This is a genomic window from Yersinia sp. FDAARGOS_228, assembly GCF_002073315.2.
GTDB lineage: Bacteria > Pseudomonadota > Gammaproteobacteria > Enterobacterales > Enterobacteriaceae > Yersinia > Yersinia intermedia.
This window is the reverse complement of record NZ_CP020409.2, coordinates 539,134-561,693: the sequence shown is the minus strand read 5'-3', so window position 1 is coordinate 561,693 and position 22,560 is coordinate 539,134. Positions and strand designations below refer to the sequence as shown.

The window sequence follows — 22,560 nt, the reverse complement described above, 5'->3', positions numbered from 1 at the left end:
TAGCCTTATGTCTTTATAAAAAGGCATGACGTTAGTTTGTATTTATCGAGAATTAAGTGGGGTGAGTGTAGTGTGAATGTACTAACACCGACAAATAAAAATAAAATTCCCACACCTGCGTAGGAATTTTATTTTTATTTGTGGGCTTAAATACGGGGGGGTTCAGATTGTTTACTCCCCGCAAATAGAAATGGACTATTTTATTTATTAAAATAAAAACATGATAATCTACTAAAATGATCTTAATCCACATTAACGATTACTTTTTTATATGTAGACGATCTAAAAATCTTCGTCAAAGATAGTATTTAGCATAATGAGCTGAAAGATAATATTGCATGCAGACCATTGATCTGTGATATCGGTGTTTACTAGATGAATCGATCGCGTATACTTTAATCCATAGCAAGTGAGCACAGCGACAAGGATGTTTTAGGTTTAATATACAGCACGGACATTGTGAATATTAGAAACCCGCCTTACTCCCACTATATAAAAGATATTTAAAATATCGTCTTCGCTACCAAATATATACATTGAGCTTTGACATTAATTGGATTATTGAAATAACTCATTAACTGGTCTTATTGCCCAGCAGCGATAAATAAATATCTAATGAATTCTTGTGGAATAGCCACAATCGAATTAACACATAACAGTACCGAGTTATTTAACTCATACATCTATTATTAATCGGAAATATAAATGAAAAAATTAGCTATTATTGCCTCAATCGTTGCTGCATTCGCTGGTGTTAACGCTGCTCAAGCTGCTTCTACCGGTACCATCACCTTTAATGGTGAACTGACGGCTTCCACTTGTGATGTATCCGTTGATGGTCAAGGCGCAGACGCAACAGTTGTACTGCCGACAGTAGGTACTAACCAACTGACTTCTGCTAACCAGGTTGCAGGCAGCACCAGCTTTGGCATGGCACTGAGCAACTGTGCTGGCACTCTGAAAACAGTTTCTGCTTTCTTTGAAGCAGGCCCAAGTGTCGATGTGGTTACCGGCCACCTGAAAAATGTAAGCGGTACTGCCGGTCAGGTTAGCTTGGAACTGCTGGATGCGTCTAACGCAATGACACCAATTAAAGCCGGTAACAGCAACCAGACTACCAGCACGACTTATATTGATGCTACTACTGGTTCTGCTTCACTGCCGTATGCAGTTCAATATTATGCTGATGGTGCAACCACTGCCGGTACAGTTGTCAGCAACGTGGTTTACTCTATTCAATACAAATAAGTATTAACGAGTAATATATAAATTTTAAAGGGCAGATATCTGCCCTTTTTGACGATAAGAACTAAAATTAAGCATGCACACATTCAATAAGTGTCGAGGTTGTTATGAACAGCACTAACCGTCTTTTTTTCACTGTATTTTCAGCCTTGCTCTTGATTTTATTTGTCGGTCGCTCTGTTCAGGCCAGTGTTGTTATTACCGGAACCCGGGTAATTTATCCCGAAAAACAAAAAGAAGTGACGGTAAGAGTCAATAACACCGGCACCGGCCCAGTAGTATTACAAAGCTGGATTGATAACGGGGATGTGAATGCCCGCCCAGAAATGCTGAAAGTGCCTTTTGTTCTGACGCCACCAATTAATCGGGTTGAGCCGAATAAAAGCCAGACACTGCGAATCAGTTATACCGGTTCTGCTTTACCAAAAGATAAAGAATCTGTTTTTTGGTTAAATGTATTAGAGATACCGGCTAAAGCGGATGCGAGTAGCAGCCAGAACTATTTACAGATGGCATACCGTTCCCGGATTAAATTGTTTTTCCGTCCCACAGGTTTGGTCGGTAATCCCAATGATGCCGCACAATCTTTGGTTTGGACCAGAACCCCCGGCGGACTTAAAGCCACCAATCCGACACCGTTCCATATTTCTTTGGTCACGGTGGGGATGACCGGCAGTAAAACAGCGCCGGTTGAAGGCCAAATGATTAGCCCTAATAATTCGCTGACTTTTTCGTTACCGGGAAATACCGCCGGGAATAGCGTTGAATTTGAATTTATTAATGATTATGGCGCACTTAATAAACTGAGTCAGCCCATTAAGCATTAATTTAATTTTTCTATAACAGCTATACATAGCATCCGCTGATGACCACATTTATTTCGTGGGGGCGGAATACGTCTGTACGCTACGGAATCATTGAATAATGAAATACCCCGCAATGCCTTTTTCAGCAGAACTACCTACCCGTAGTGGTCGTTTAACGCCCGTGGCGGCGGCTCTTATTGCTGCTTTTTTATCGCCGGCTGTTTTTGCTGTTGATAGCATTGGAAAAACAGAGAGTCCTGTATCTCTTGAGCCTAATAAACCCCAGGCTGTGGAGTTTGACAATATTTACTTAAATACTGAACACGGTGGCTCCGGTATTGATTTAAGCCGCTTCTCGAAAGAGGGAAGCGTGTTACCCGGCACCTACCGTGCTGACATTTATTTAAACAATACCCTGATTGGTAATGAGAATGTGGAGTTTAAGACCCGCGACGATAAGAGTGTCCATGCCTGTTTATCCTCGTCGGTCATTGCCAGTCTTAATCTCAAGACTGACGTTTTACCGCTTGAATCACTGGCCCCACTGAAAAAAGAGGCGGGCTGTGTCGATCTGGAGTCATTACTCCCCGATGCCCAGGCGGTCTTTGACAGTGGCGAACAGCGGCTGGATATTACTATTCCACAAGCGCTGTTACTCCGTACCGCCCGTGGCACCGTCAATCCGGCTTTGTGGGACAGCGGGGTGACGTCAGGGATGCTGGGTTATTCACTCAATGGCTACAGCAGTTCCTCCAACGGGCAGACATTTAACTCGGCTTTTGCCGGGATTAACACCGGGTTAAACCTCGGTTCATGGTATTTCCGTCATAACGGCTCGTATAACTGGCAAGAGAATGGCGACAGTAAATACAGCAGTATTAACAGCTATGTGCAGCGGGATGTCCCGGCTGCGCTGGGCCGTGTGTTGTTGGGGCAATCCAATACCACCGGGCAGTTGTTCGATACCGTGCCTTTCACTGGCGCGCAATTCAGTACCGATGACCGCATGTTGCCAGAGTCCCTGCGTGGCTATGCCCCAGAAGTGCGCGGGATTGCCCGCACCAATGCGCTGGTGACCGTGCGCCAAAGTGGTCAGGTATTGTATGAAACCACGGTTTCGCCGGGCGAATTTATCATTGATGACCTCTATCCTACCGGCTACGGCGGCAATCTGGATGTGACGGTACGTGAAGCCGACGGCAGCACACAGAACTTCCAGGTGCCTTTTGCGGCGGTGGCGCAATTGCTGCGGCCCGGTTCGCAGCGCTACAGCCTGACGGTGGGTAAAGTGCGCAATGACTCACTCTCCTTTACACCGGGTCTTTATCAGGGAACCTATCAGCGTGGCCTGAACAACAGCATTACCGGTTATACCGGTGCACAGGCCAGTGAAGACTATTATGCCTTGCAGGTTGGGACCGCGTTCAGTACCCCGATTGGGGCGGTGGCGGTCGACGTGACACAGGCGAATACCCGCCTGCGCAACGGCAATGAAAGTGGTCAGAGCTACCAGGTCAGCTACAGCAAGGTCATTGCAGAAACCAACAGTAACCTGAGTGTGGCGGCGCACCGCTTTTCGACTCAAGGCTACCTGGATTTCTCCACAGCGATGCAAACCCTTGATGCCGAACGCCAGGGCTACGATGCCAACAGTATCTACCGGGCGAAAAACCGCTTAACTGTTACTGCCAATCAGGGGTTACCGGACGGCTGGGGTCAGATGTATATCAGTGGTTCTTTGCAGGATTACTGGAATAAAGACGGCAGTGACCAGCAGTATCAGGTGGGTTACAGCAATAATTATAAAAGTATGACCTACGGTGTCAGCGTTAACCGCAGCCGCTCCGGGTTTGGTGAGATGCAAAACACCTATCTGCTCAGTATGAGCTTCCCGTTGGGGCGTAATGACCAGACGAATGTGCCGCAAATGCGGCTGGAAATGAACCGCAATGGTCAGGGCAACTGGGGCGAACAGGCATCGGTTTCAGGCAGTGCCGGCGAGCAAAGCCAGTTCAGTTATGGGGCTACTGCAATGAACAGCAATGGCGGTTCGGGTGCCAGTGGCAGTGTCAATGGTCAGTACCGTGGCGCTAAAGCGACCACCATGGCTTCTTATGGCGGTGGCAGCAGTTATCAAAGCGGCTCTGTCGGCATCTCCGGCAGCATGATTGCTCACCCCGGTGGCGTGACGTTAACGCCGTACAGCAGTGAGACCTTTGCGGTGGTGGAAGCCAAAGGCGCTGAGGGGGCTGAAGTCTCCGGTTACTCTGGTGTGAAAATTGATTCACGGGGTTATGCCGTGGTGCCGTATCTGAGTGCCTATCAGATGAATGAAATCACTATCGATCCGAAGGGCACCTCTTATGACGTGGAGCTGGAATCCACCAGTCAGAAAGTGGCCCCGAATGCCGGTGCGGTGGTGATGGTGAAATATAAAAGTACCAAGGGTTATCCAATATTGGTCAATGCCACCCAGTCAGATGGCGAACCGGTGCCGTTTGGCGCACAAGTGTTAGACACCAAAGGTCAGGTGGTGGGTTCTGTCGGTCAGGGTGGGCAGATTTATGCGCGGGTGAGCGAAGAGCGTGGTCGCTTGCAAGTCAGTTGGGGTGAAGGTACCGGCCAGCAATGTTACCTGAACTATATTCTGCCGCCGCAATTAGCCAACGGTAAAGCCAGCGCGATGATGCGGTTTACCTCGACCTGTGTGCCTCAGGGACAAGTCAGTGAGCATCGAACCATCACAAACTGAGAAGAACGGCATACAGAACTAAAGGGGTAATAACTTGTGCGTAAAGTATATTTAAATCAATTTTGTGTTCTGTCGGTGACCGCCAAAATAGCGAAAGTAATGCGTAGTTGTGCCAAAGGTGAACGAATGAAAAAAATAATACAAAGTACCGTCGGGCTTGTTTTACTCATGATGACCAGCCATAGCGTTTGGGCTGAGGTGGTTTGTGCGCCGCAGAACGGGGCCCCCCGCACGGATACGGTGCAACTCACCCCTCCGGCGATTTCAGCCGGTGCAGATATTCCAGTCGGAACGGTGATTTATCAGGGGCGTTGGAATAGTGGGTCAACCGGCCTTAGCGTGATGAAATGCACGTCCCCAGTAGATACTACTATGTGGTTCAATATTACATGGGGGATTGAGCAGGCCCCTTTGCCACTGGCTAATTGGACGGGTAGCCCCTTTAGCGGTGCGGTATATCAGACCAATATTCCGGGTATCGGGATTGCCATATCCCGTAACAACAATGCTGATGCGGCTATTTTGGGCCAGGCTAACTATCAATATCCTGCTGATATGCAAAGTCCAGTGACAGGTGGGTCATATGAACCTTACCTGACGGGTAGAACCCTCTATGTCTCATTAATAAAAACCGGCACGATTACACCTGGAAATTATAGTCTTGATGCCTCAAAACTGCCGTCTGCCAATATCTCTATTGTTAACCCACTGGCTCACCCTGCAACAACAGGACTTCCCGTCAAAGCTTACGTGATCAAGTTTCAGGGGCAGTTAACAGTATCTACCCAGACCTGCACGACACCGAATGTGAATGTGAATATGGGGAGTTATGAGAAACGGCAATACTTTACGGCTATTGGTGCCACAACGCCGTGGGTAGATGCCTCGATTACCTTGACAAATTGCCCTACTTTTTATGGTTTCTATAATGCAAACAATAGCACACTGATGTTTGACTACAGCACCGGTACGGGTGCTGTAGCAACGTCAACCAGTAACAGTATTGGTGTGCGATTAACACCAACGAGCAATGTTATTGATTCGATAAATGGAGTGATGGCTATCGATTCAACGGTACCGGGAGCTGCATCGGGTGTAGGCATACAAATCGGTTGGGGTATGAGCAACCAGGCGCCAACATTCTTTAACTTTGCCGCAGAACAAACGTTAACGCTGCCAAAAGACGGCAGCTCTACGATACGCGTTCCACTGGTGGCTCGTTATATTCAAACCGAAGCGAACGCCGTACCGGGTAAAGCAAGTGGTAAAGCCGTATTCTTGATCAATTATTATTAACTAAATTGTTATATCAAATTTAATTAAATTAACAACATGGCCTTTATGGGAGGCAACGGTGCCGCTGAAGATAAAGCGGTACCGTTGCAACGTTTGTTTTGGTGCTTACCAAAAAACGGGTTGAGGTAACCGGTGGAATTGTTCATTCGCTGGCTGCCCCTTTTGGTCTACAGATTATGCTGGTGTAATCACTACAATATGGCTAAATATCAGAATTTTCATCTATGCAGGGAATATCAAGATCTTATCTTTTCTTATATTAAATTACCTTAATTTTTAATAAGAAATATCCGTCACACCTTGGTTTGGCGTGTATATCTACCAATCCTTTGCCTACAAGAAAATAGCAAATATCATCTGCAGTGTAAAAGTGATTAAAACTATCAATAATACCCATATGAAAATATTGGGCTGGGATGTATTTTCCTTATATTCGCTTGTGCCTACAATATTATTGCCTGCCACGTCAAGACTATTTATCCCTCACGTTATCCTCTTTAAAATAGCGACAATCCCTTGCTGCGCCTACGTTACAGCAGAATAATTACAGACGATAGACATTAGTTAAAACTATTTACTTTGAACTATGTCACATAAATGGATATTTGTTTTATTAATTTCAAACTATTAGTCATAGATCTCGGAACTTAATATCAAAATAAATAGAATGACGTTCCATAAGTTGCTTTTGTATTTATCATAATAATACTTATCTTTATTAAAATAAGGGAAATTGGAATGAAATTTAAATTATTATCTCTGGCAATGGCATCACTTATCAGCACGAGCGCAATGGCAGTAACTATTGACTATCGCCATGAAATGCAAGATCAAAGTGGTAACACCCACAAAGATCGTTTATTAATGTCACACCGCTTCGCAAATGGTTTTGGTTTGTCATTGGAAGGCAAATGGAAAGGGGCTCAGGACAAAGATAAAGCATTTAATGAAACAGTCAGCAATGGTACTGAAGTCGTTGCCAGCTATGTATACAAAATTGATAATACATTCTCTATTGAACCAGGTTTCTCATTAGACTCAAGCTCGACAGCCAATAGTTATCGTCCTTACCTGCGTGGTAAGGCTAATATCGTTGACGATCTCTCTGTTTCCTTCCGTTATCGTCCTTATTACAAACGCACCAGCGCCAATATTAATACGCCAAAAGATACGTCTGAAAATGGCTATAATCTGACGAGCGTAGTCAGCTATAAATTCTTTAAAGACTACCAATTAGACTATGAGCTGGACTACAAACAAGCCAATAAAGCTGGCGTTGTACTGGCAAATAAGGAGAACTACGACTGGAGCCACGATTTTAAATTGACTTACAAGTGGGATAAGAACTGGTCTCCTTATATGGCAGTGGGTAACGTTGCTGGCAGCAAATATACCAACGAACGTCAAACCCGTTATCGCGTTGGGGTGAAATACAGCTTCTGATCTATCATTGACATAATCAGATTCTGACCTCAGGGGTCACACCTCACATAACGATTTTTGACAGGTAGCAAGTAATGAAAAAAAGAGCGTTATTCTTGAGTATGGCAGCACTGGCAACGCTGTATATACCCGTCGGACAGGCTGCGGATACTGATCGTCTCACTGTTGTGAAACAGTATGTCGATAACGTGTTAAGCAAGGCTTCAGATACTTACCACGGCGATAAGCCCAGCCCGTTGTTGGCGGATGGTGTTGACCCCCGTACTGGCCAGCAGATGGAATGGATCTTCCCCGATGGCCGTCGGGCTGTGTTATCAAACTTCTCAGCACAACAAAATCTGATGCGTGTCATGAGCGGCTTGAGCCAGCTTACCAATGATGCCCGTTATCAAAAGCGAGCTGAAGATATCGTTCGCTATCATTTCCAGAATTATCAAGATCCGAGCGGTTTACTCTATTGGGGCGGTCATCGCTTTGTTGACCTGAAAACGCTGCAACCAGAAGGACCGAGTGAAAAAGAGAGGGTGCATGAACTGAAAAATGCCTATCCCTACTATGATTTGATGTTCAGTGTTGATAGTGATGCAACTGCCCGCTTTATTCGTGGTTTCTGGAATGCCCATGTCTATGACTGGCGTATCCTCGAAACCAGCCGCCATGGCGAATATGGCAAGCCAATGGGGGCCTTGTGGGAAAGTAAATTCGAGCAGCAACCGCCATTCTTTGCCACCAAAGGTCTTAGCTTCCTCAATGCGGGCAATGATCTGATCTATTCCGCTTCCCTGCTTTATAAACATCAGCAAGAGCCAGGAGCATTAGTGTGGGCTAAGCGTTTAGCCTCGCAGTATGTATTACCACGTGATGCAAAAACTGGCCTTGGTGTTTATCAGTTTACCCAAGCACTCAAACGGGAAGAACCAACGGATGACGCCGATACCCACTCCAAGTTCGGTGACCGCGCACAGCGTCAGTTTGGTCCTGAGTTTGGCCCAGCAGCGTTGGAAGGCAATATGATGCTCAAAGGGCGCACCAGTACGCTTTACTCTGAAAATGCGCTGATGCAGTTGCAATTGGGTAAAGACCTGGGCAATCAAGGGCAAGATTTATTGAAATGGACCGTGGATGGTCTCAAAGCATTCGCGCAATATGCTTATAACGATAAGGACAACACCTTCCGCCCAATGATTGCCGATGGGCAAGATTTGTCCAATTATACACTGCCGCGTGATGGCTATTATGGCAAAAAAGGTACCGTGCTCAAGCCGTACAAAGCGGGCAACGAATTCCTGATTTCATATGCCCGTGCTTATGCTATCGATAATGATCCATTGTTGTGGAAAGTGGCTCGCGGTATTGCAAACGATCAGGGGCTAGGTGATCTTGGCACCGCACCAGGTAAAGAGGTGAAGATCAAGTTGGATACTACCAACAGCGATCCATACGCTTTGTTTGCTTTATTAGATCTCTACCATGGCAGTCAGGTGGAAGACTATCGGTTATTAGCAGAGAAAATCGGCGATAACATCATTAAAACCCGCTATATCGACGGCTTCTTTATGGCGTCACCAGATCGTCAATATGCAGATATAGATGCCATTGAGCCTTACGCTTTATTGGCACTAGAGGCTTCATTACGCAATAAACCACAGGCAGTCCCCCCTTTCCTGAATGGTGCTGGTTTTACTGAAGGCGCTTACCGAATGGACGACGGTTCGGCCCGGATCTCAACCCGTGATAATGAACTGTTCTTGCTCAATGTGGGTGAGAAGCTGCAACCGAACGGCCGTAAATAGTCCCGACAGTGGCCCGTGCTGGGGCCGCTGTTGGTAAAGTGCCGGGCAGTGGCTTCCCAGGGTTGCTTGTTCCGGCGCTTTTCCTCTCGGGTTCTCTGTGTCGTGATACAAAGGATAGGTTGATGAAAAAACAAGTTTTAGCCACACTGATACTAGGTTCGCTGGTCTGCACATCGGGTTATGCCGCGCAGATTGTCGCTGTTACCGCCTCAGGTTATGACAGCGAAAAAGGCCATGTTCCGGCGAATATTGCCGATGGCGATGTAAAAACGCGTTGGGCGGCATCGGGAGATAGCTGGATTCAACTGGAGTTGGATAAAGAACAATCCATTGAAAACATCCTCATCGTTCCATTCAAACCCACTGAGCGTAAACTGAAATTCTCCATCGCCTATTCCAGTGATGGGAAGAGTTGGCAGCCGTTAGCGGAAGGGTTGGAAACCTCTACGGCGGACAAAAACGGTGAGAAGCTGACTTTTACACCGGTGACAGCCAAATATATCAAGCTGGATACTTTTGGTACGGATATCAATAAGTGGAGCGCCATCAACGAAGTTACCATTAACAGTGCAGCCACTGCCCCTACTCGGGCAATCAAGTAAGTTTGTTGGACATGAGCCACTCGCCCCCTTGATACATCACCCTAAAAGGGGGCCACTTCTGCCAGATATAGACGATTCACCCGGTTAAAAAAACTGCTATTTCCCTACGCACCCAGGCTATTAATCACCTCTTTTTTTGCCCCTTCTGCGGACTCATCATTTTTGGTTAATTGTCTGGTTGATCTGTCTGTATTTTCGTTGTTACTTCCGCTTGAAGCGTTTCAGTTCTTAATTTCGCGTTAAGGGTGCAATCCAGTGCAACTAATAATTTCCATATTGTTATGAGGGTGTTATTTTCCGCGCAAGCACGGATAAAAAAGAAGTGTCACTCAATCATCACAAAGAGTTAAGCGACAGGCTGCCGTGTACTTACCCAAAAGGACATAGTCATGAAAGTTTCAATATTTAAAAGTCTTTATTTTCAGGTGTTAACGGCAATTACCTTGGGCGTATTGTTAGGGCACTTTTACCCCGACATCGGCGCGCAGATGAAACCTCTGGGTGATGGATTTGTTAAACTAATTAAAATGATTATCGCACCCGTGATTTTCTGTACCGTGGTTACCGGTATCGCGGGCATGGAGAGTATGAAGGCCGTTGGTCGTACTGGCGCGATTGCACTGCTCTATTTTGAGATTGTCAGTACCATTGCACTATTGATTGGGCTGGTGATTGTGAACGTGGTGCAACCTGGTGCTGGTATGAATATCGACCCGGCAACTTTGGATGCCAAAGCAGTTGCACTTTATGCTGAGCAAGCCTCGCAACAAGGGATCGTGCCATTCTTGCTGGATATCATCCCAGGTAGTGTGGTGGGGGCATTTGCCAGCGGTAATATTTTGCAAGTGTTGCTGTTTGCTGTTCTGTTCGGTTTTGCCCTGCACCGTTTGGGTGAAAAAGGTCAGCTCATCTTTAATGTTATTGAGAGTTTCTCCCGCGTTATCTTCGGTATCATCAACATGATTATGCGCCTGGCGCCGATCGGGGCTTTCGGTGCGATGGCCTTTACTATCGGTAAGTATGGTGTGGGCAGCTTGGTGCAACTGGGTCAGTTGATTATTTGCTTCTACGCGACCTGTATTCTATTTGTGGTGGTCGTGCTTGGGTCGATTGCGAGATTCAATGGCTTTAACATCTTCAAGTTTATCCGCTATATAAAAGAAGAACTGCTGATCGTATTGGGGACGTCATCTTCTGAGTCCGTGCTACCGCGCATGCTCGATAAGATGGAGAAAGCAGGGTGTAAGAAATCCGTCGTGGGGTTGGTTATCCCGACCGGTTACTCATTTAACCTGGACGGCACCTCTATTTACCTGACCATGGCTGCGGTGTTTATTGCGCAGGCAACCAATACCCATATGGATATTATTCATCAGGTCACATTGCTGGTGGTATTGTTGCTTTCCTCCAAAGGTGCGGCCGGTGTCACAGGCAGTGGCTTTATTGTGTTGGCGGCGACCATCTCTGCGGTTGGGCATTTGCCACTGGCTGGACTGGCGCTGATTCTGGGTATCGACCGCTTTATGTCCGAAGCTCGTGCCCTGACAAATCTGGTGGGTAACGGCGTTGCAACTATTGTGGTTGCCAAGTGGTGTAAACAACTGGATAACGACCAGTTGCAGGCAGTGCTATCAAACAAAGTACCGCCGAATAGTGAGATAAAAAACGGTCTTTCTTCTTCGTAGCATTAACGATCAAGACTCGGTCGATTTGTACGACCAAATTACTACCGGTGGCTTGCTGTCACCGGTAGCACCTCTGCACTCTATCTCGAAAATAATGCCCCACCCTCGATCTTCTTGTGGTAAATACCCTTTAGATACTATTTTTTACTCTGTTGAGTGACATCGGCAAAAGCATGCGGTCTAACAGAATGGTACACTTCCACCTCCGGGTTTCACGGTGGTGTTGACCGTTGATTTTTCGCCCAATAATGACGGCAAAGCGATCAGTTTGTGATGGCTGGATTGGTTTATGCATGTCTTTATGGCTGCCATATCGATGGCGCTGACAAGTTAAACACGGGCAGTTGGTGTGAAAACACGGCTGGCTTATGTCAATTTGTATCGTTTTAAAATTGGATAGTTTATTAAGTAGGGGTTCACATGCAGGGCACCAGAATTCGTCTCATAGTTGGTGGATTATTGTTGGCTGCCGCCAGCAGTAATGTGCAGGCTGAAGCACTACAACCCGATCCTGCCTGGCAGCAGGGGAAGTTAGAAAACGGGTTCTCATGGCAGTTGCTGGCTACGCCGCAACGCCCAAGCGATCGGATCGAGTTACGTCTGGTTGTTAATACTGGCTCATTAGCTGAAAGCGCACAGCAAGTTGGTTTTGCCCATCTGCTACCACGCCTGGCATTAATGAGCAGCGCGAGTTTTACTCCCGCCCAACTTCAGTCGCTGTGGCAGCAAGGGGTCGATAACGAACGCCCGTTGCCACCGGCGATTACATCTTATGATTTCACTTTATACAGTCTAAGTTTGCCCAATAACCGCCCGGACCTGATGAAGGAAGCGCTGTCCTGGTTATCGGATACCAGTGGCAAGCTGGCAGTAAATGAACAAACTGTTAATGCAGCACTGAATGGTGCCACCGATCCTATTGCCACTTTTCCGCAAAATATTCAGGAGCCTTGGTGGCGTTATCGGCTCAAAGGTTCTTCTTTGATTGGGCATGATCCAGGCCAACCAGTAGCGAAGCCGATTGATGTCGAAAAGCTAAAACAGTTTTATGAACAATGGTACACCCCAGATGCGATGACGTTGTACGTGGTCGGTAACGTGGATAGCCGCAGCATAGCCGCTCAAATTGGTAAAACGTTCTCTGAGCTGAAAGGGAAACGGACTACGCCTGCATCGGTTGCGATGTTAGCGCCATTGCCGCCAGAACCGGTAAGCCTTATTAATGAGCAAGCGACACAAGATACGCTATCGCTGATGTGGGATACCCCATGGCATCCTATTCAGGAGTCCATCGCATTGAGCCGTTACTGGCGCAGTGATTTAGCGCGTGAGGCGCTGTTCTGGCATATCCAGCAAGTGTTGGATAAAAGTGATCAGAAGAACCTGAAACTGGGCTTTGATTGCCGGGTGCAATATCAGCGTGCGCAATGTGCTATTCATTTGAATACACCGACTGAAAACCTGACACCGGGGATGAGTTTTGTCGCCCGTGAGCTGGCTAGTTTGCGTGCTAATGGTCTGAGCCAGGCTGAGTTTGATGCGTTGATGGCGCAGAAAAACGATCAGTTAAGTAAGTTGTTTGCGACCTATGCCCGAACTGATACTGACGTTTTGATGAGTCAGCGCCTGCGTTCGCAGCAAAGTGGCGTAGTCGATATCGCGCCGGAACAATATCAGAAGTTGCGCCAGGCATTTTTGTCGGGTTTGACACTGGCTGAGCTTAATCAGGAATTGAAACAACAGTTATCGCAAGATACCACGCTGATTCTGACGCAACCGAAAGGCGAACCGGAAGTGGATGTGAAAGCGCTGCAGGCGGCGTATAACGCTATTATGACACCTCATACGGTGGTGCCAGAGGATGCAGCACTACAAGCTGCCCCAGCAAAACCAGCGACAGCACAGTAATCAAAAAAACGGTGGTATGTGCCGGGCTGTCGTTAATGGCGATTAGCGAGTAGCAATGAGTTACTAGCAAGTCGTCAGTGGCAATATGAAGCAGGGGAGGCGGGCCGCCGTGGCGTGAGTCAACGGAATGCCTAATCCCCTCCTTCGAACGCGATTAAACTGCGGGCATTGCCGCCAGTGGGATAATCGCGCCACGATATTGAATCACTGTGCTGGCCGTTAAATGGCCACGCACTGCTGCGTCGTGGGCGCTGCCACCGGTTAGACGAACGGCCAAATAACCCGCACTGAAGGAATCCCCGGCAGCCGTGGTATCAACCACTTTATCTTTCGGCAGTTTGACTGCTGGAACATCATATTGACGGGCTTCAAAACCGTCTTTTTCCCAGACGATACACGAGTCTGCACCGCGCTTGATAATAATCTCGCTCACGCCCAAAGCCTGAGTGCGATCAATCACCTGTTCCAGTGGTTTCTCGCCCCACAGCATATCTTCATCATCCAGAGTCAGGAACGCGATATCAGTACAGGCTAACATCGCGCGGTAGGCTTCCTGTGTCTCTTGCTTGCTCTGCCACAGGCGTGGGCGGTAGTTGTTATCAAAGATAACTTTGCCACCGTTAGCGCGGCAGGCACGCAGTAATTGCAGCAGACGTTGGCGCGATGCGCTGTCTAGAATGGCTAAACTGATCCCACTGAGATACAGATAATCAAATTTTTCCAGTCGTTGGCAGATTTCATTGGCCGCCGGGCTGGTCAGCCAGAAACGGGCTGCGGCATCATTGCGCCAATAATAGAAGGTCCGCTCACCCGTGCTGTCGGTTTCGATGAAGTACAGCCCTGGCAATTTATTATCCATACGCTGAATGAGATCAGTGTGGATTTGTTCTTGCTGCCAGGCAGCCAGCATCTCTTCACTGAAGTTATCCGTTCCCAATGCGGTCACGTAATGTACATTCAAAGCCTGCTTTGATACCTGACGGGCAACATACACCGCAGTATTCAGCGTATCACCGCCAAAACCCCGGCTAAGGTCGGTACCTTTTTGTGACAGTTCAATCATGCATTCGCCGATTACGGCAATATTTTTGCTGGTCATGGAAAGCGGCCTATTCCTGAATGATGAGTCAGTGATGGGAATGATATCGGGTTATCCCCTGCTAACTTGACGACGTTGTGGCGTTGTTTGCAGCCGTGCAATAACGCCAATGACTTTGGCTATAGTCTCACTGCTGGCTTAGTTGGAGTCAATAGTATTAAAACGACGTTTTAAATTTTTTATGATGTAAGTCGGGAAACTGACAAGTTTCCCGCTGTTCAGAACAGAATTATGACGATTTCCGCAGTTCGGTGACGCTTTGGCCACCAATACCCCAGTTATCGGTATCCACTTCATCGATCACGACGACCGTAGTGGCGGGGTTTTTACCTAAGGTGTCGACTAATAGTTGGGTGACGCCGGCGATTAGCTGTTTTTTCTGCTGCGCCGTCGCCCCTTCGCGAGTAATTTTAATATTTACATAAGGCATACAGACCTCCATTAACATTAATGACATTATTGAGTTAACTACTGTAGATGGCTTTAATGTACCGTGCCAGCCCGCTTGGGAGCGATAATCTGTCATGCCGCTATATAAAGTTCTGGTCGCTTGAGTCGATAACATCTCCAGAAAGAAAACCGTTTTCCACAGGATGCTAGCAGACTGGCAGCGATGTACACTGCCATTACTGTCTGGTGTCTTACAACATGGCGACTAAACTGATGATGACCAATAAAGTATCAGGTTTACTTGCGCCATCCTTTGCCGCTATTGATCGAAATAAAGGACAGAGCTTCTGGCGGCAATGTCAGCGTCGGTACACTTTTCAACCTATCTATCGCACATCCGGGGTGCTGCTGGCGATCGAGTTACTCACGGCTGTTTTTCATCCTTCATCCCCGGATACGCGTTTAAATCCAGAGGATTACTTCAGTGCCATCAGTATCCGCGCTCGTTTGGATGTGGTACTGGAGCAGTTGAATATGATTAAGCAGTGGCACGCAATATTTGTCCATCACTCGGTACTGGTTTCGATCAACATTGATGGTCAGGCATTGATGGCGATGCAAGATGATCTCCAAGCCAAACGGCTGATCGACGCTATGCCTTACATTCGCTTTGAGTTACTCGAGCACGTCGACACCTCTTTTAATACTCCTTTTGCCCGTATTGCTGAAGCCGACCGACTCTGGTTAGATGATTTTGGCAGTGGGTTGGCGAACTTCACTTCATTTATCAGTTGGCGCTATGAGTACATCAAAGTCGCCAGAGATTTGTTTATTGTGTTGCAAGAAAGTGAAGTGGGAAATCAACTGTTCTTCACATTGGTCACCTTAATGGGGCGCTACTGTAAAGGGGTCATCGTTGAAGGGGTTGAGACCTCGCAGGAGTGGGCTATGGTACAACGCTCTGATGCTGCTGCCGCACAGGGTTATTATCTGTCCCGACCAACTTCATTTGATAGACTACAGACGCTGCCTATGTTGTTTTGTGGCTAACCTTTTCTGATAAAAAGACTTCCCTGCCGTGTTGCCTCTGCGCATCACTGGATTCAACTACCCAAATAATGGATTCTAAGCCATCATCAACTATGGTTAGTATAGTCTTCTGAATCCGCACTATTAATCAGTTAACTATTTTCCTGGCTGATTTTTCGATAAAATTACCGCGAACTGATGTCCATTAAATACGCGCCTGATGTCGGGTTTAGCTTTATCTATTATGAATATAGACATGGAGCTGTTATGACAAAAACCGGGAAAGTGCTGACCGCTATTGGTGGTCTTATCGTGCTGCTACTGGCCGCCACGGTGATATTCGTAATGACCTTTGACTGGAACCGTTTGAAACCAACCATTAATGATAAAGTCTCTGCTGAGTTGCAGCGGCCTTTTGCTATCCGGGGCAACTTGGGGGTGGATTGGTCACGTCAAGGGGATGAGCCGGGTTGGCGCGGTTGGGTGCCATGGCCACATATCTATGCTGAAGATTTGGTATTGGGTAATCCGCCAGATTTAGTCAGTGATAAAACAGACAATAAAGATAACCCTCCCGCTACAGATTTTCCGGCTGGGGAAATGGTCACGTTAAAACGAATTGATGCCAGTATTGCGCCGTTAGCCCTATTGGCGCAGAGAGTCTGGATCCCTCGTATCTGGCTAACACAACCGGATGCCAAGCTGCTTCGTCTGGCTAACGGTAACAATAACTGGACCTTCAATCTGGCCAATAGCCCCGTTCAGGGGGAAGCACCACCTTCAGCTTGGTCAGTGAATATCGACGATATTGTCTTTGATCGCGGTGAAATAAGCCTAAGTGACGCCATCCTGAAAGCTGAGCTGCACGCCGTGATCGATCCACTGGGTAAGCCGTTGCCGTTTGCTGAGGTGACGGGTAAGCGTAATGAGAAAAAGGATAAACCGGTCACTGATAAGGCGCAAAGCAACACGCCAGATTATGTTTTCGGTTGGAAAATTGACGGTAAGTATCAAAGCCAGCCACTCTCCGGCAGCGGAAAGATAGGTGGCATGTTATCGATGAGTGATGCGAGCGTGCCATTCCCGTTGCAGGCTGATGTGCGTTCTGGCTCTACCCGTGTGGCGGTAGTCGGTACGTTAACTGACCCTGGCAATCTGGCGGGATTAGATCTGCAACTGAAGTTTTCCGGTACCAGTTTGGATAACCTCTATCCCCTTATCGGTGTATTACTGCCCGCGACCCCACCTTACAATACCGATGGCCGTTTAATTGCCAGCCTAAAGCAAACTGGCGGCGCGGTTTATCACTATCAAAACTTTAACGGTAAAATTGGTGACAGTGATATTAATGGCAGCCTGACCTATACCGCCAGCCAGCCACGCCCGAAGTTAACGGGTAAAATGTCATCAGAAAAATTGCGTTTTACAGACTTAGCACCATTGATTGGCGCTGACTCTAATCAGGAAAAAGCCAATCGCGGTGAGCGAAACCGGCAGCCCGCAAACAAGGTATTGCCGACAGATAAGTTTGATACCAAAAGTTGGGGAGTGATGGATGCTGATGTCACGTATGCGGCTAAGCGTATCGAACGGGATAAATCATTACCCTTGAGTAATCTGTCCACCCACGTGGTACTCAATGAGGGGGAATTACTCCTCGATCCCCTGCGTTTTGGCATGGCGGGCGGTAATCTTAATGCCACTTTGCGGCTGAATGGCAACAAAGATCCGATGACCGGTAAGGTTGATTTGCATGCCCGCCGCCTGCAATTGAAAGAGCTATTGCCGCAGGTAAAAGCGATGCGCAACAGTCTGGGGCAGTTGAATGGCGATGCATCATTTACCGCTACCGGTAACTCCGTGGCTGCGTTGCTGGCAACCAGTAATGGTAACCTGCGCTTGCTACTGAATCAGGGGTTAATCAGCCGTAGCCTGATGGAGTTGCTGGGGCTGAATGTGGGTAACTATCTGGTGGCAAAGCTGTTTGGTGATGATGAGGTAAAAATTAACTGTGCCGTGGCCGATGTGCAGTTGCGCAATGGATTGGCCACACCGCGCTTATTTGTCATTGATACCGAGAATGCCATTATCAACATTACCGGTAATATCAATTTTGCTACTGAGCGGTTGGACTTATCGATCGATCCAGAAAGCAAAGGGTTGCGTATTCTGACCCTACGCTCTCCGCTGTATGTGAAAGGAACATTTAAACAGCCTGATGCTGGTGTGAAAGCGGGGCCGTTGATCGCCCGTGGTGCAGTTGCTGCTGTATTGGGTGTCGCACTCACGCCTGCTGCGGCATTGCTGGCACTGATTTCGCCCAGTGAGGCTGATGGAAATCAGTGCACCCCTTTCCTGCAAAAAATAAAGCAAAAGAAATAGAGTAATAAAAGCGTTATCGCCAGGCTAATGGGAGCCAGTAACCCACTCAATTTGAACAGGATACTGGCGAATGACGGTGAGCGCGAGTAGCTAACTGCCGGTTGTTTTAACTCTACGGTGAAGAAACCAGCGGCGGCGGCGGTGGAGATAGCAAATTACAGTCGTGATCCTGCAATTCTTCCACTGATGCACGGTGCAGTTTCGTCAGGCTCGCCTGGCTTGCCAGTAGTAAAAATGCCCCATCAGGCAATGCGGTCATGGCTAAACCATAGCGGCCCATATTATCTTTCGCCCCAGCCACCTCATCGGCTAACAGGCGGAATGCACCTGAATGCTGCAATTCAGCGGCTGTTGTGCGCCGCACCAGATAGTCATGACCTAACAGACCCGCCGGCAGGGGCTGCCACTGCTGACGGAAGTTTGCTTCTTGCGCCGCCAGCGCCGCTTTTACCTGTGGTTTCAGGCAAGAAATATGGATATGTAAATGATCCTGACTACGCCCGTATTTTGAATTAATGGTCAGTGAGATATCCGCATCATCAATCGGTGCGCCGTATTTATCTGCCATAAAGTGACGGGCTTGCCAGGCATCAAGGAAGTAGTTTGGGCTGCTGCTCGTTAACAACTGTGGGCTTTCCATGCCGCTGATTTTAGCGGTCGGCATCAACAAATACTGCAATGGCCCAACATTCGATTTATACACCACAAAGCCAGCCGGTATATCAGCCGCGACACAAGGCTGCGGGTTATGTTCTGCGACCATATGGGGAACACATTGCTGGCTAACGATTTTCCACAGAGCATCCGCATTGCTAAAACGCAATTTATACACCGTGGCCAACAGCGCAACTGCGAGTAATATCAGTAAAAACCACGGCTTTTTTATATAACGTGACACGGATAGCCCTCTGTTTTTTTGATAACGGCGACCAGTGTAGTGATAAGTCAGTGAGGTGGGCAAACGCCATAATGCTTATTTATCATTAATGGGGTATTAACCTTATCAGGTTGGGCTTATTGGATGGCCTTATTTCCCTGTACCTTGCGGTAAGGTTTCATCCTCTACATAGTGGGCTGTCGCTATCCAGGCGGCACAAAATAACGTTAGTCGGGCAAAAAAGTAGAAAAATGCCATTAAACCAATAACGGAACCAAAAGCCGCCCCGGATGGCGAACTGGCAAGGCGTGGCAGCATCATGGTCATAACAAATTTAATTATCTCAAAGCCAATGGCGGCAACCAAGGTCCCGCGCAGTAACGCTTTTTTCTTGGGCTTATGGCGCGGTAGAATCCAGAAAATCCATAAAAATAACAAATAATTAGCCGCAATAGAGATCGACAGCGCAATCAGTGTCATCACGGGCCGCAACCAATCAATCCCCCCCAACCCTAATGCATCAACAATGGCAGATTGTGCGGCACCGGCAATTGACGTCAGTGACAGGGTGATAATCAGTGCGATAACCAACCCAGTCAGCGAGATAAAATCACGGGCATAGCGATAGTAGAATTTCTCCTGATCCTGTGGGTTACGCTCCCACACATCCCGTGATTGAGCACGAATCGCCTCGCGTAAGTTCCCCATCCAACTGATACCGGAATACAGCGCAATCGCTAAGCCAGTCAAGCCGACGGTGGTGCGCTGCTGGATCGCGGTATTTACCGTGTTTTTAAGTGTAGTGGCCAGTGTTGGATCACTGATGGTATTAACAATTTTATTAATTAATTCAGCTAATAAGTCAGGATTGGACGCCAGTACAAAACCGACTGCGGCGAAAGAAACCATCAAAATAGGGATCAATGACAAAAACGAAAAATACGTAATAGCTGCACCAAACTGGCTGCCCATCCGGTCATTAAAACGATCGGTAGCACGGATAATATGGGCAACTGCTGGGTAAACTTTGATGTGGTTACTCAGCTGGGTCATATAGGAAATGGCTTTTTTGCCGGTTTCAATCCCTGCCGCCAGTGGGGCTGATTTGTCTTTCGGTGCGTTTGGCATAATTCTCCTCAGTGGCCTTAATCCATGCCTTATGCAGATGATTACCTTACAAAATATGACATACGAATGCTTGTGACCTGTGGATAATAGCAGAGTCGAGGCCTATCACAACCTGACCAACGGTTATGCTGGGGTTAATGTCGGTCGGGATGCTGTATGACCACGGATATTTCAATATCTTATGTGTGCTCAATCATCATCACGGCCGTGGTATCCACGGCCAGTGCTTCAAAAATATGTTCCACATCAGCAGAATAGCTAATGTAGTCGCCTGCGTTTAACTCTACAGCTTGGTCAACCGGCCCGATCCTGGCTTTTCCTGAACCGATAATCACATGTTCAATGGTACCGGGCATATGTGCTCGGGAGCGCCGGAGTTCACCGGGTTGAACGTTAATCCGATAGATATCCCGCTGTACCCCTGTAGGGCAGGCAGCCAGTAAAGTCGCGGTGTAGTTCGCCTGTTCAGAAACCGCGGCAATCCCTTCATTGGCCCTGATCACCTGAACATGCATGCGCGGCTGGGCGATAAGCCGACTGACCGGAACATCCAGTGCCATGGCTAACGACCAGAGTGTTTCCAGGCTGGGATTACCCGCTCCGCCTTCCAATTGCGATAACGTTGATTTTGCGATACCTGCGCGTTTGGCTAATTCCGTTACCGTCAGCCCTAACTTCTCACGTTCCCGGCGAATAGAAGCAGAAAGCAAGCCAATCGGGGTTGCTGCATGGTCTGAATTATCGGGCATAAAGTGAGTCATTGTTCACCATATCATTCATTTGTTCATCTTGACGAACGATTGATTGTCGTTCACTATAATAATCACTTGTTCATTTTAATGTATTGTCTGTTGAGTGCCAAGCACTCAAATACAAAAGCACCCTGGCAGCGATTACGGAGAGAGAATGATGAAAATGAAAGCTCGCGGGGCAATGGAAATGATCGCAGCTATGCTTATTTCCGGTACTGTAGGTTGGCCGGTTATCGCATCAGGGCAGCCTGCAGTAACGGTTGTGTTCTGGCGCTGCGTATTTGGTGCATTCGCCATGTTTATCGCTTGTGCCATGCTGGGTTTACTCAAACGCGGTGTGCTCACGCGACAACATATCGTCATTGCCGTTATCGGTGGTATTACGCTGGTATTGAACTGGGTTCTACTCTTTGGCGCTTACTCTTATGCCTCCATTTCGGTGGCAACCGTTACCTACCATACTCAACCCTTTATGCTGGTTGGGCTGGGGGTGCTGTTTTTTGGTGAGAAATTAACAGCAAATGCGCTCTGTTGGTTACTGGTCGCTTTTGGCGGGATGCTGTTTATTATTATCGGGCAAACGGGGGCCATCACTTCAGGTTCTGATTACCTCTTCGGCATTATTATGGCGCTGGGGGCGGCATTTATGTATGCGGTAACGGCCGCGATTATCAAGCGGCTAAAAGGCTTGCCACCACATCTGATTGTACTGATTCAGTTGTTGGTTGGCGCTATTTTGCTGGCACCCTTCGTTTGTTGGTCCGATTTACCGCTATCAGGTAGCACATGGGGATTACTGTTTATTATCGGCGTGGTTCACACAGGGCTGATGTCTGCACTGTTGTACGGCGCGATTCAGAAAATCCCGACCAGCTTGGTGGGTGCGTTATCTTTTATCTATCCGGTTGTGGCGATTATTGTCGACTGGCTGGTATTCGATCACCGCTTGAGTGCCGTGCAATTGGCTGGGGCGGCCGCCATCCTACTGGCTGCTGCGGGCATGAATTTTGGCTGGAAACTACTAAGGGATCACCCGTGCGAAAGTAAAAAACATTCATGAGGATAGAATTTCAAACAATAAAAAAGGCTACCAACCCTGCGGTCCATAGCCTTTCTGGTTTTTTACCAAACCTTAACGCATGGTTACACAATACCCATACACCACCTAAATTTATTATTCTGAAAATTGAAATAAATCAATGAATTATGTTTGATGTTTGATTTTTGATTTTTTCAGAAAAAATATTCTTTTCAGAGTTGGATTCACATCAGGCATGTCAACAAGCTCTTTGGTATTGGGTAATAGCCAGATTGTAACATTTGAAGCCGATGTCTCTGGCCGTTTAGCCCTGTGTTTTAGGATGCAAACTGAA

Annotated in this window: 17 protein-coding genes; 12 read left to right on the top strand and 5 right to left on the bottom strand. The window is 47.5% G+C overall.

Going from position 1 to position 22,560, the window contains the following annotated elements; translation table 11 throughout:
- Positions 1-705 precede the first annotated feature (705 nt).
- The 9 genes from A6J67_RS02585 to A6J67_RS02545 all read left to right on the top strand — a co-directional run bounded on the left by A6J67_RS02585 (position 706) and on the right by A6J67_RS02545 (position 13,530).
- Positions 706-1,248 (top strand): fimbrial protein, encoded by a 543-nt coding sequence (locus A6J67_RS02585; protein WP_005187043.1) that lies wholly within the window; start codon positions 706-708, stop codon positions 1,246-1,248.
- Between the two features lie 104 nt (positions 1,249-1,352).
- On the top strand, positions 1,353-2,072 hold the full coding sequence (locus A6J67_RS02580) for a molecular chaperone (RefSeq protein WP_050288703.1): 720 nt from the start codon (positions 1,353-1,355) through the stop codon (positions 2,070-2,072).
- Positions 2,073-2,169: 97 nt separating this feature from the next.
- Positions 2,170-4,803: a fimbria/pilus outer membrane usher protein gene (locus A6J67_RS02575; RefSeq protein WP_080608044.1), complete on the top strand. Its 2,634-nt coding sequence runs from the start codon at positions 2,170-2,172 to the stop codon at positions 4,801-4,803.
- A gap of 126 nt (positions 4,804-4,929) precedes the next feature.
- On the top strand, positions 4,930-6,099 hold the full coding sequence (locus A6J67_RS02570) for a fimbrial protein (RefSeq protein WP_050297631.1): 1,170 nt from the start codon (positions 4,930-4,932) through the stop codon (positions 6,097-6,099).
- Between the two features lie 738 nt (positions 6,100-6,837).
- Positions 6,838-7,542, top strand: a complete 705-nt coding sequence (locus A6J67_RS02565) for an oligogalacturonate-specific porin KdgM family protein (protein WP_005187063.1) — start codon at positions 6,838-6,840, stop codon at positions 7,540-7,542.
- A gap of 74 nt (positions 7,543-7,616) precedes the next feature.
- On the top strand, positions 7,617-9,335 hold the full coding sequence (locus A6J67_RS02560; protein ID WP_050297628.1) for a pectate lyase: 1,719 nt from the start codon (positions 7,617-7,619) through the stop codon (positions 9,333-9,335).
- A gap of 122 nt (positions 9,336-9,457) precedes the next feature.
- A complete protein-coding gene (locus tag A6J67_RS02555; RefSeq protein WP_050088638.1) occupies positions 9,458-9,937 on the top strand; it encodes a discoidin domain-containing protein in 480 nt (159 codons plus the stop codon).
- Between the two features lie 389 nt (positions 9,938-10,326).
- Positions 10,327-11,622: a dicarboxylate/amino acid:cation symporter gene (locus A6J67_RS02550; RefSeq protein WP_005187066.1), complete on the top strand. Its 1,296-nt coding sequence runs from the start codon at positions 10,327-10,329 to the stop codon at positions 11,620-11,622.
- A gap of 420 nt (positions 11,623-12,042) precedes the next feature.
- On the top strand, positions 12,043-13,530 hold the full coding sequence (locus tag A6J67_RS02545) for a M16 family metallopeptidase (RefSeq protein ID WP_032906782.1): 1,488 nt from the start codon (positions 12,043-12,045) through the stop codon (positions 13,528-13,530).
- A gap of 154 nt (positions 13,531-13,684) precedes the next feature.
- Here A6J67_RS02545 and A6J67_RS02540 read toward each other — a convergent pair whose 3' ends face one another.
- The gene (locus A6J67_RS02540) at positions 13,685-14,629 is read right to left on the bottom strand and encodes a sugar kinase (protein WP_080608043.1); all 945 of its coding nucleotides are present in this window, start codon (positions 14,627-14,629) and stop codon (positions 13,685-13,687) included.
- A gap of 229 nt (positions 14,630-14,858) precedes the next feature.
- Positions 14,859-15,059: a 2-hydroxymuconate tautomerase family protein gene (locus A6J67_RS02535; protein ID WP_005187072.1), complete on the bottom strand. Its 201-nt coding sequence runs from the start codon at positions 15,057-15,059 to the stop codon at positions 14,859-14,861.
- Positions 15,060-15,277: 218 nt separating this feature from the next.
- On the opposite strand from A6J67_RS02535, the gene pdeH reads away from it, so the two are divergent.
- Both pdeH and A6J67_RS02525 read left to right on the top strand, forming a co-directional pair.
- Positions 15,278-16,069: a cyclic-guanylate-specific phosphodiesterase gene (gene pdeH / locus A6J67_RS02530; protein WP_005187075.1), complete on the top strand. Its 792-nt coding sequence runs from the start codon at positions 15,278-15,280 to the stop codon at positions 16,067-16,069.
- A 246-nt stretch (positions 16,070-16,315) separates the two neighbouring features.
- Positions 16,316-18,430, top strand: a complete 2,115-nt coding sequence (locus A6J67_RS02525) for an AsmA family protein (RefSeq protein ID WP_042568794.1) — start codon at positions 16,316-16,318, stop codon at positions 18,428-18,430.
- 112 nt (positions 18,431-18,542) lie between these two features.
- Here A6J67_RS02525 and A6J67_RS02520 read toward each other — a convergent pair whose 3' ends face one another.
- From A6J67_RS02520 to A6J67_RS02510, 3 genes are all read right to left on the bottom strand, one after another.
- Positions 18,543-19,328: a CDP-diacylglycerol diphosphatase gene (locus tag A6J67_RS02520; protein WP_032906783.1), complete on the bottom strand. Its 786-nt coding sequence runs from the start codon at positions 19,326-19,328 to the stop codon at positions 18,543-18,545.
- A 129-nt stretch (positions 19,329-19,457) separates the two neighbouring features.
- Positions 19,458-20,435 (bottom strand): inner membrane protein YhjD, encoded by a 978-nt coding sequence (gene yhjD / locus A6J67_RS02515; protein WP_050297627.1) that lies wholly within the window; start codon positions 20,433-20,435, stop codon positions 19,458-19,460.
- A gap of 179 nt (positions 20,436-20,614) precedes the next feature.
- Positions 20,615-21,184 (bottom strand): helix-turn-helix domain-containing protein, encoded by a 570-nt coding sequence (locus A6J67_RS02510; protein ID WP_032906795.1) that lies wholly within the window; start codon positions 21,182-21,184, stop codon positions 20,615-20,617.
- Between the two features lie 160 nt (positions 21,185-21,344).
- Here A6J67_RS02510 and A6J67_RS02505 point away from each other — a divergent pair, with 160 nt between their 5' ends.
- Positions 21,345-22,247: a DMT family transporter gene (locus A6J67_RS02505; protein ID WP_032906796.1), complete on the top strand. Its 903-nt coding sequence runs from the start codon at positions 21,345-21,347 to the stop codon at positions 22,245-22,247.
- Positions 22,248-22,560 lie beyond the last annotated feature (313 nt).

Coding starts and splice junctions, on each gene's coding strand:
- A6J67_RS02585 (WP_005187043.1), top strand. CDS start 706: ATGAAAAAATTAGCTATTATTGCCTCAATCGTTGCTGCATTCGCTGGT.
- A6J67_RS02580 (WP_050288703.1), top strand. CDS start 1,353: ATGAACAGCACTAACCGTCTTTTTTTCACTGTATTTTCAGCCTTGCTC.
- A6J67_RS02575 (WP_080608044.1), top strand. CDS start 2,170: ATGAAATACCCCGCAATGCCTTTTTCAGCAGAACTACCTACCCGTAGT.
- A6J67_RS02570 (WP_050297631.1), top strand. CDS start 4,930: ATGAAAAAAATAATACAAAGTACCGTCGGGCTTGTTTTACTCATGATG.
- A6J67_RS02565 (WP_005187063.1), top strand. CDS start 6,838: ATGAAATTTAAATTATTATCTCTGGCAATGGCATCACTTATCAGCACG.
- A6J67_RS02560 (WP_050297628.1), top strand. CDS start 7,617: ATGAAAAAAAGAGCGTTATTCTTGAGTATGGCAGCACTGGCAACGCTG.
- A6J67_RS02555 (WP_050088638.1), top strand. CDS start 9,458: ATGAAAAAACAAGTTTTAGCCACACTGATACTAGGTTCGCTGGTCTGC.
- A6J67_RS02550 (WP_005187066.1), top strand. CDS start 10,327: ATGAAAGTTTCAATATTTAAAAGTCTTTATTTTCAGGTGTTAACGGCA.
- A6J67_RS02545 (WP_032906782.1), top strand. CDS start 12,043: ATGCAGGGCACCAGAATTCGTCTCATAGTTGGTGGATTATTGTTGGCT.
- A6J67_RS02540 (WP_080608043.1), bottom strand. CDS start 14,629: ATGACCAGCAAAAATATTGCCGTAATCGGCGAATGCATGATTGAACTG.
- A6J67_RS02535 (WP_005187072.1), bottom strand. CDS start 15,059: ATGCCTTATGTAAATATTAAAATTACTCGCGAAGGGGCGACGGCGCAG.
- pdeH (WP_005187075.1), top strand. CDS start 15,278: ATGGCGACTAAACTGATGATGACCAATAAAGTATCAGGTTTACTTGCG.
- A6J67_RS02525 (WP_042568794.1), top strand. CDS start 16,316: ATGACAAAAACCGGGAAAGTGCTGACCGCTATTGGTGGTCTTATCGTG.
- yhjD (WP_050297627.1), bottom strand. CDS start 20,435: ATGCCAAACGCACCGAAAGACAAATCAGCCCCACTGGCGGCAGGGATT.
- A6J67_RS02510 (WP_032906795.1), bottom strand. CDS start 21,184: ATGCCCGATAATTCAGACCATGCAGCAACCCCGATTGGCTTGCTTTCT.
- A6J67_RS02505 (WP_032906796.1), top strand. CDS start 21,345: ATGAAAATGAAAGCTCGCGGGGCAATGGAAATGATCGCAGCTATGCTT.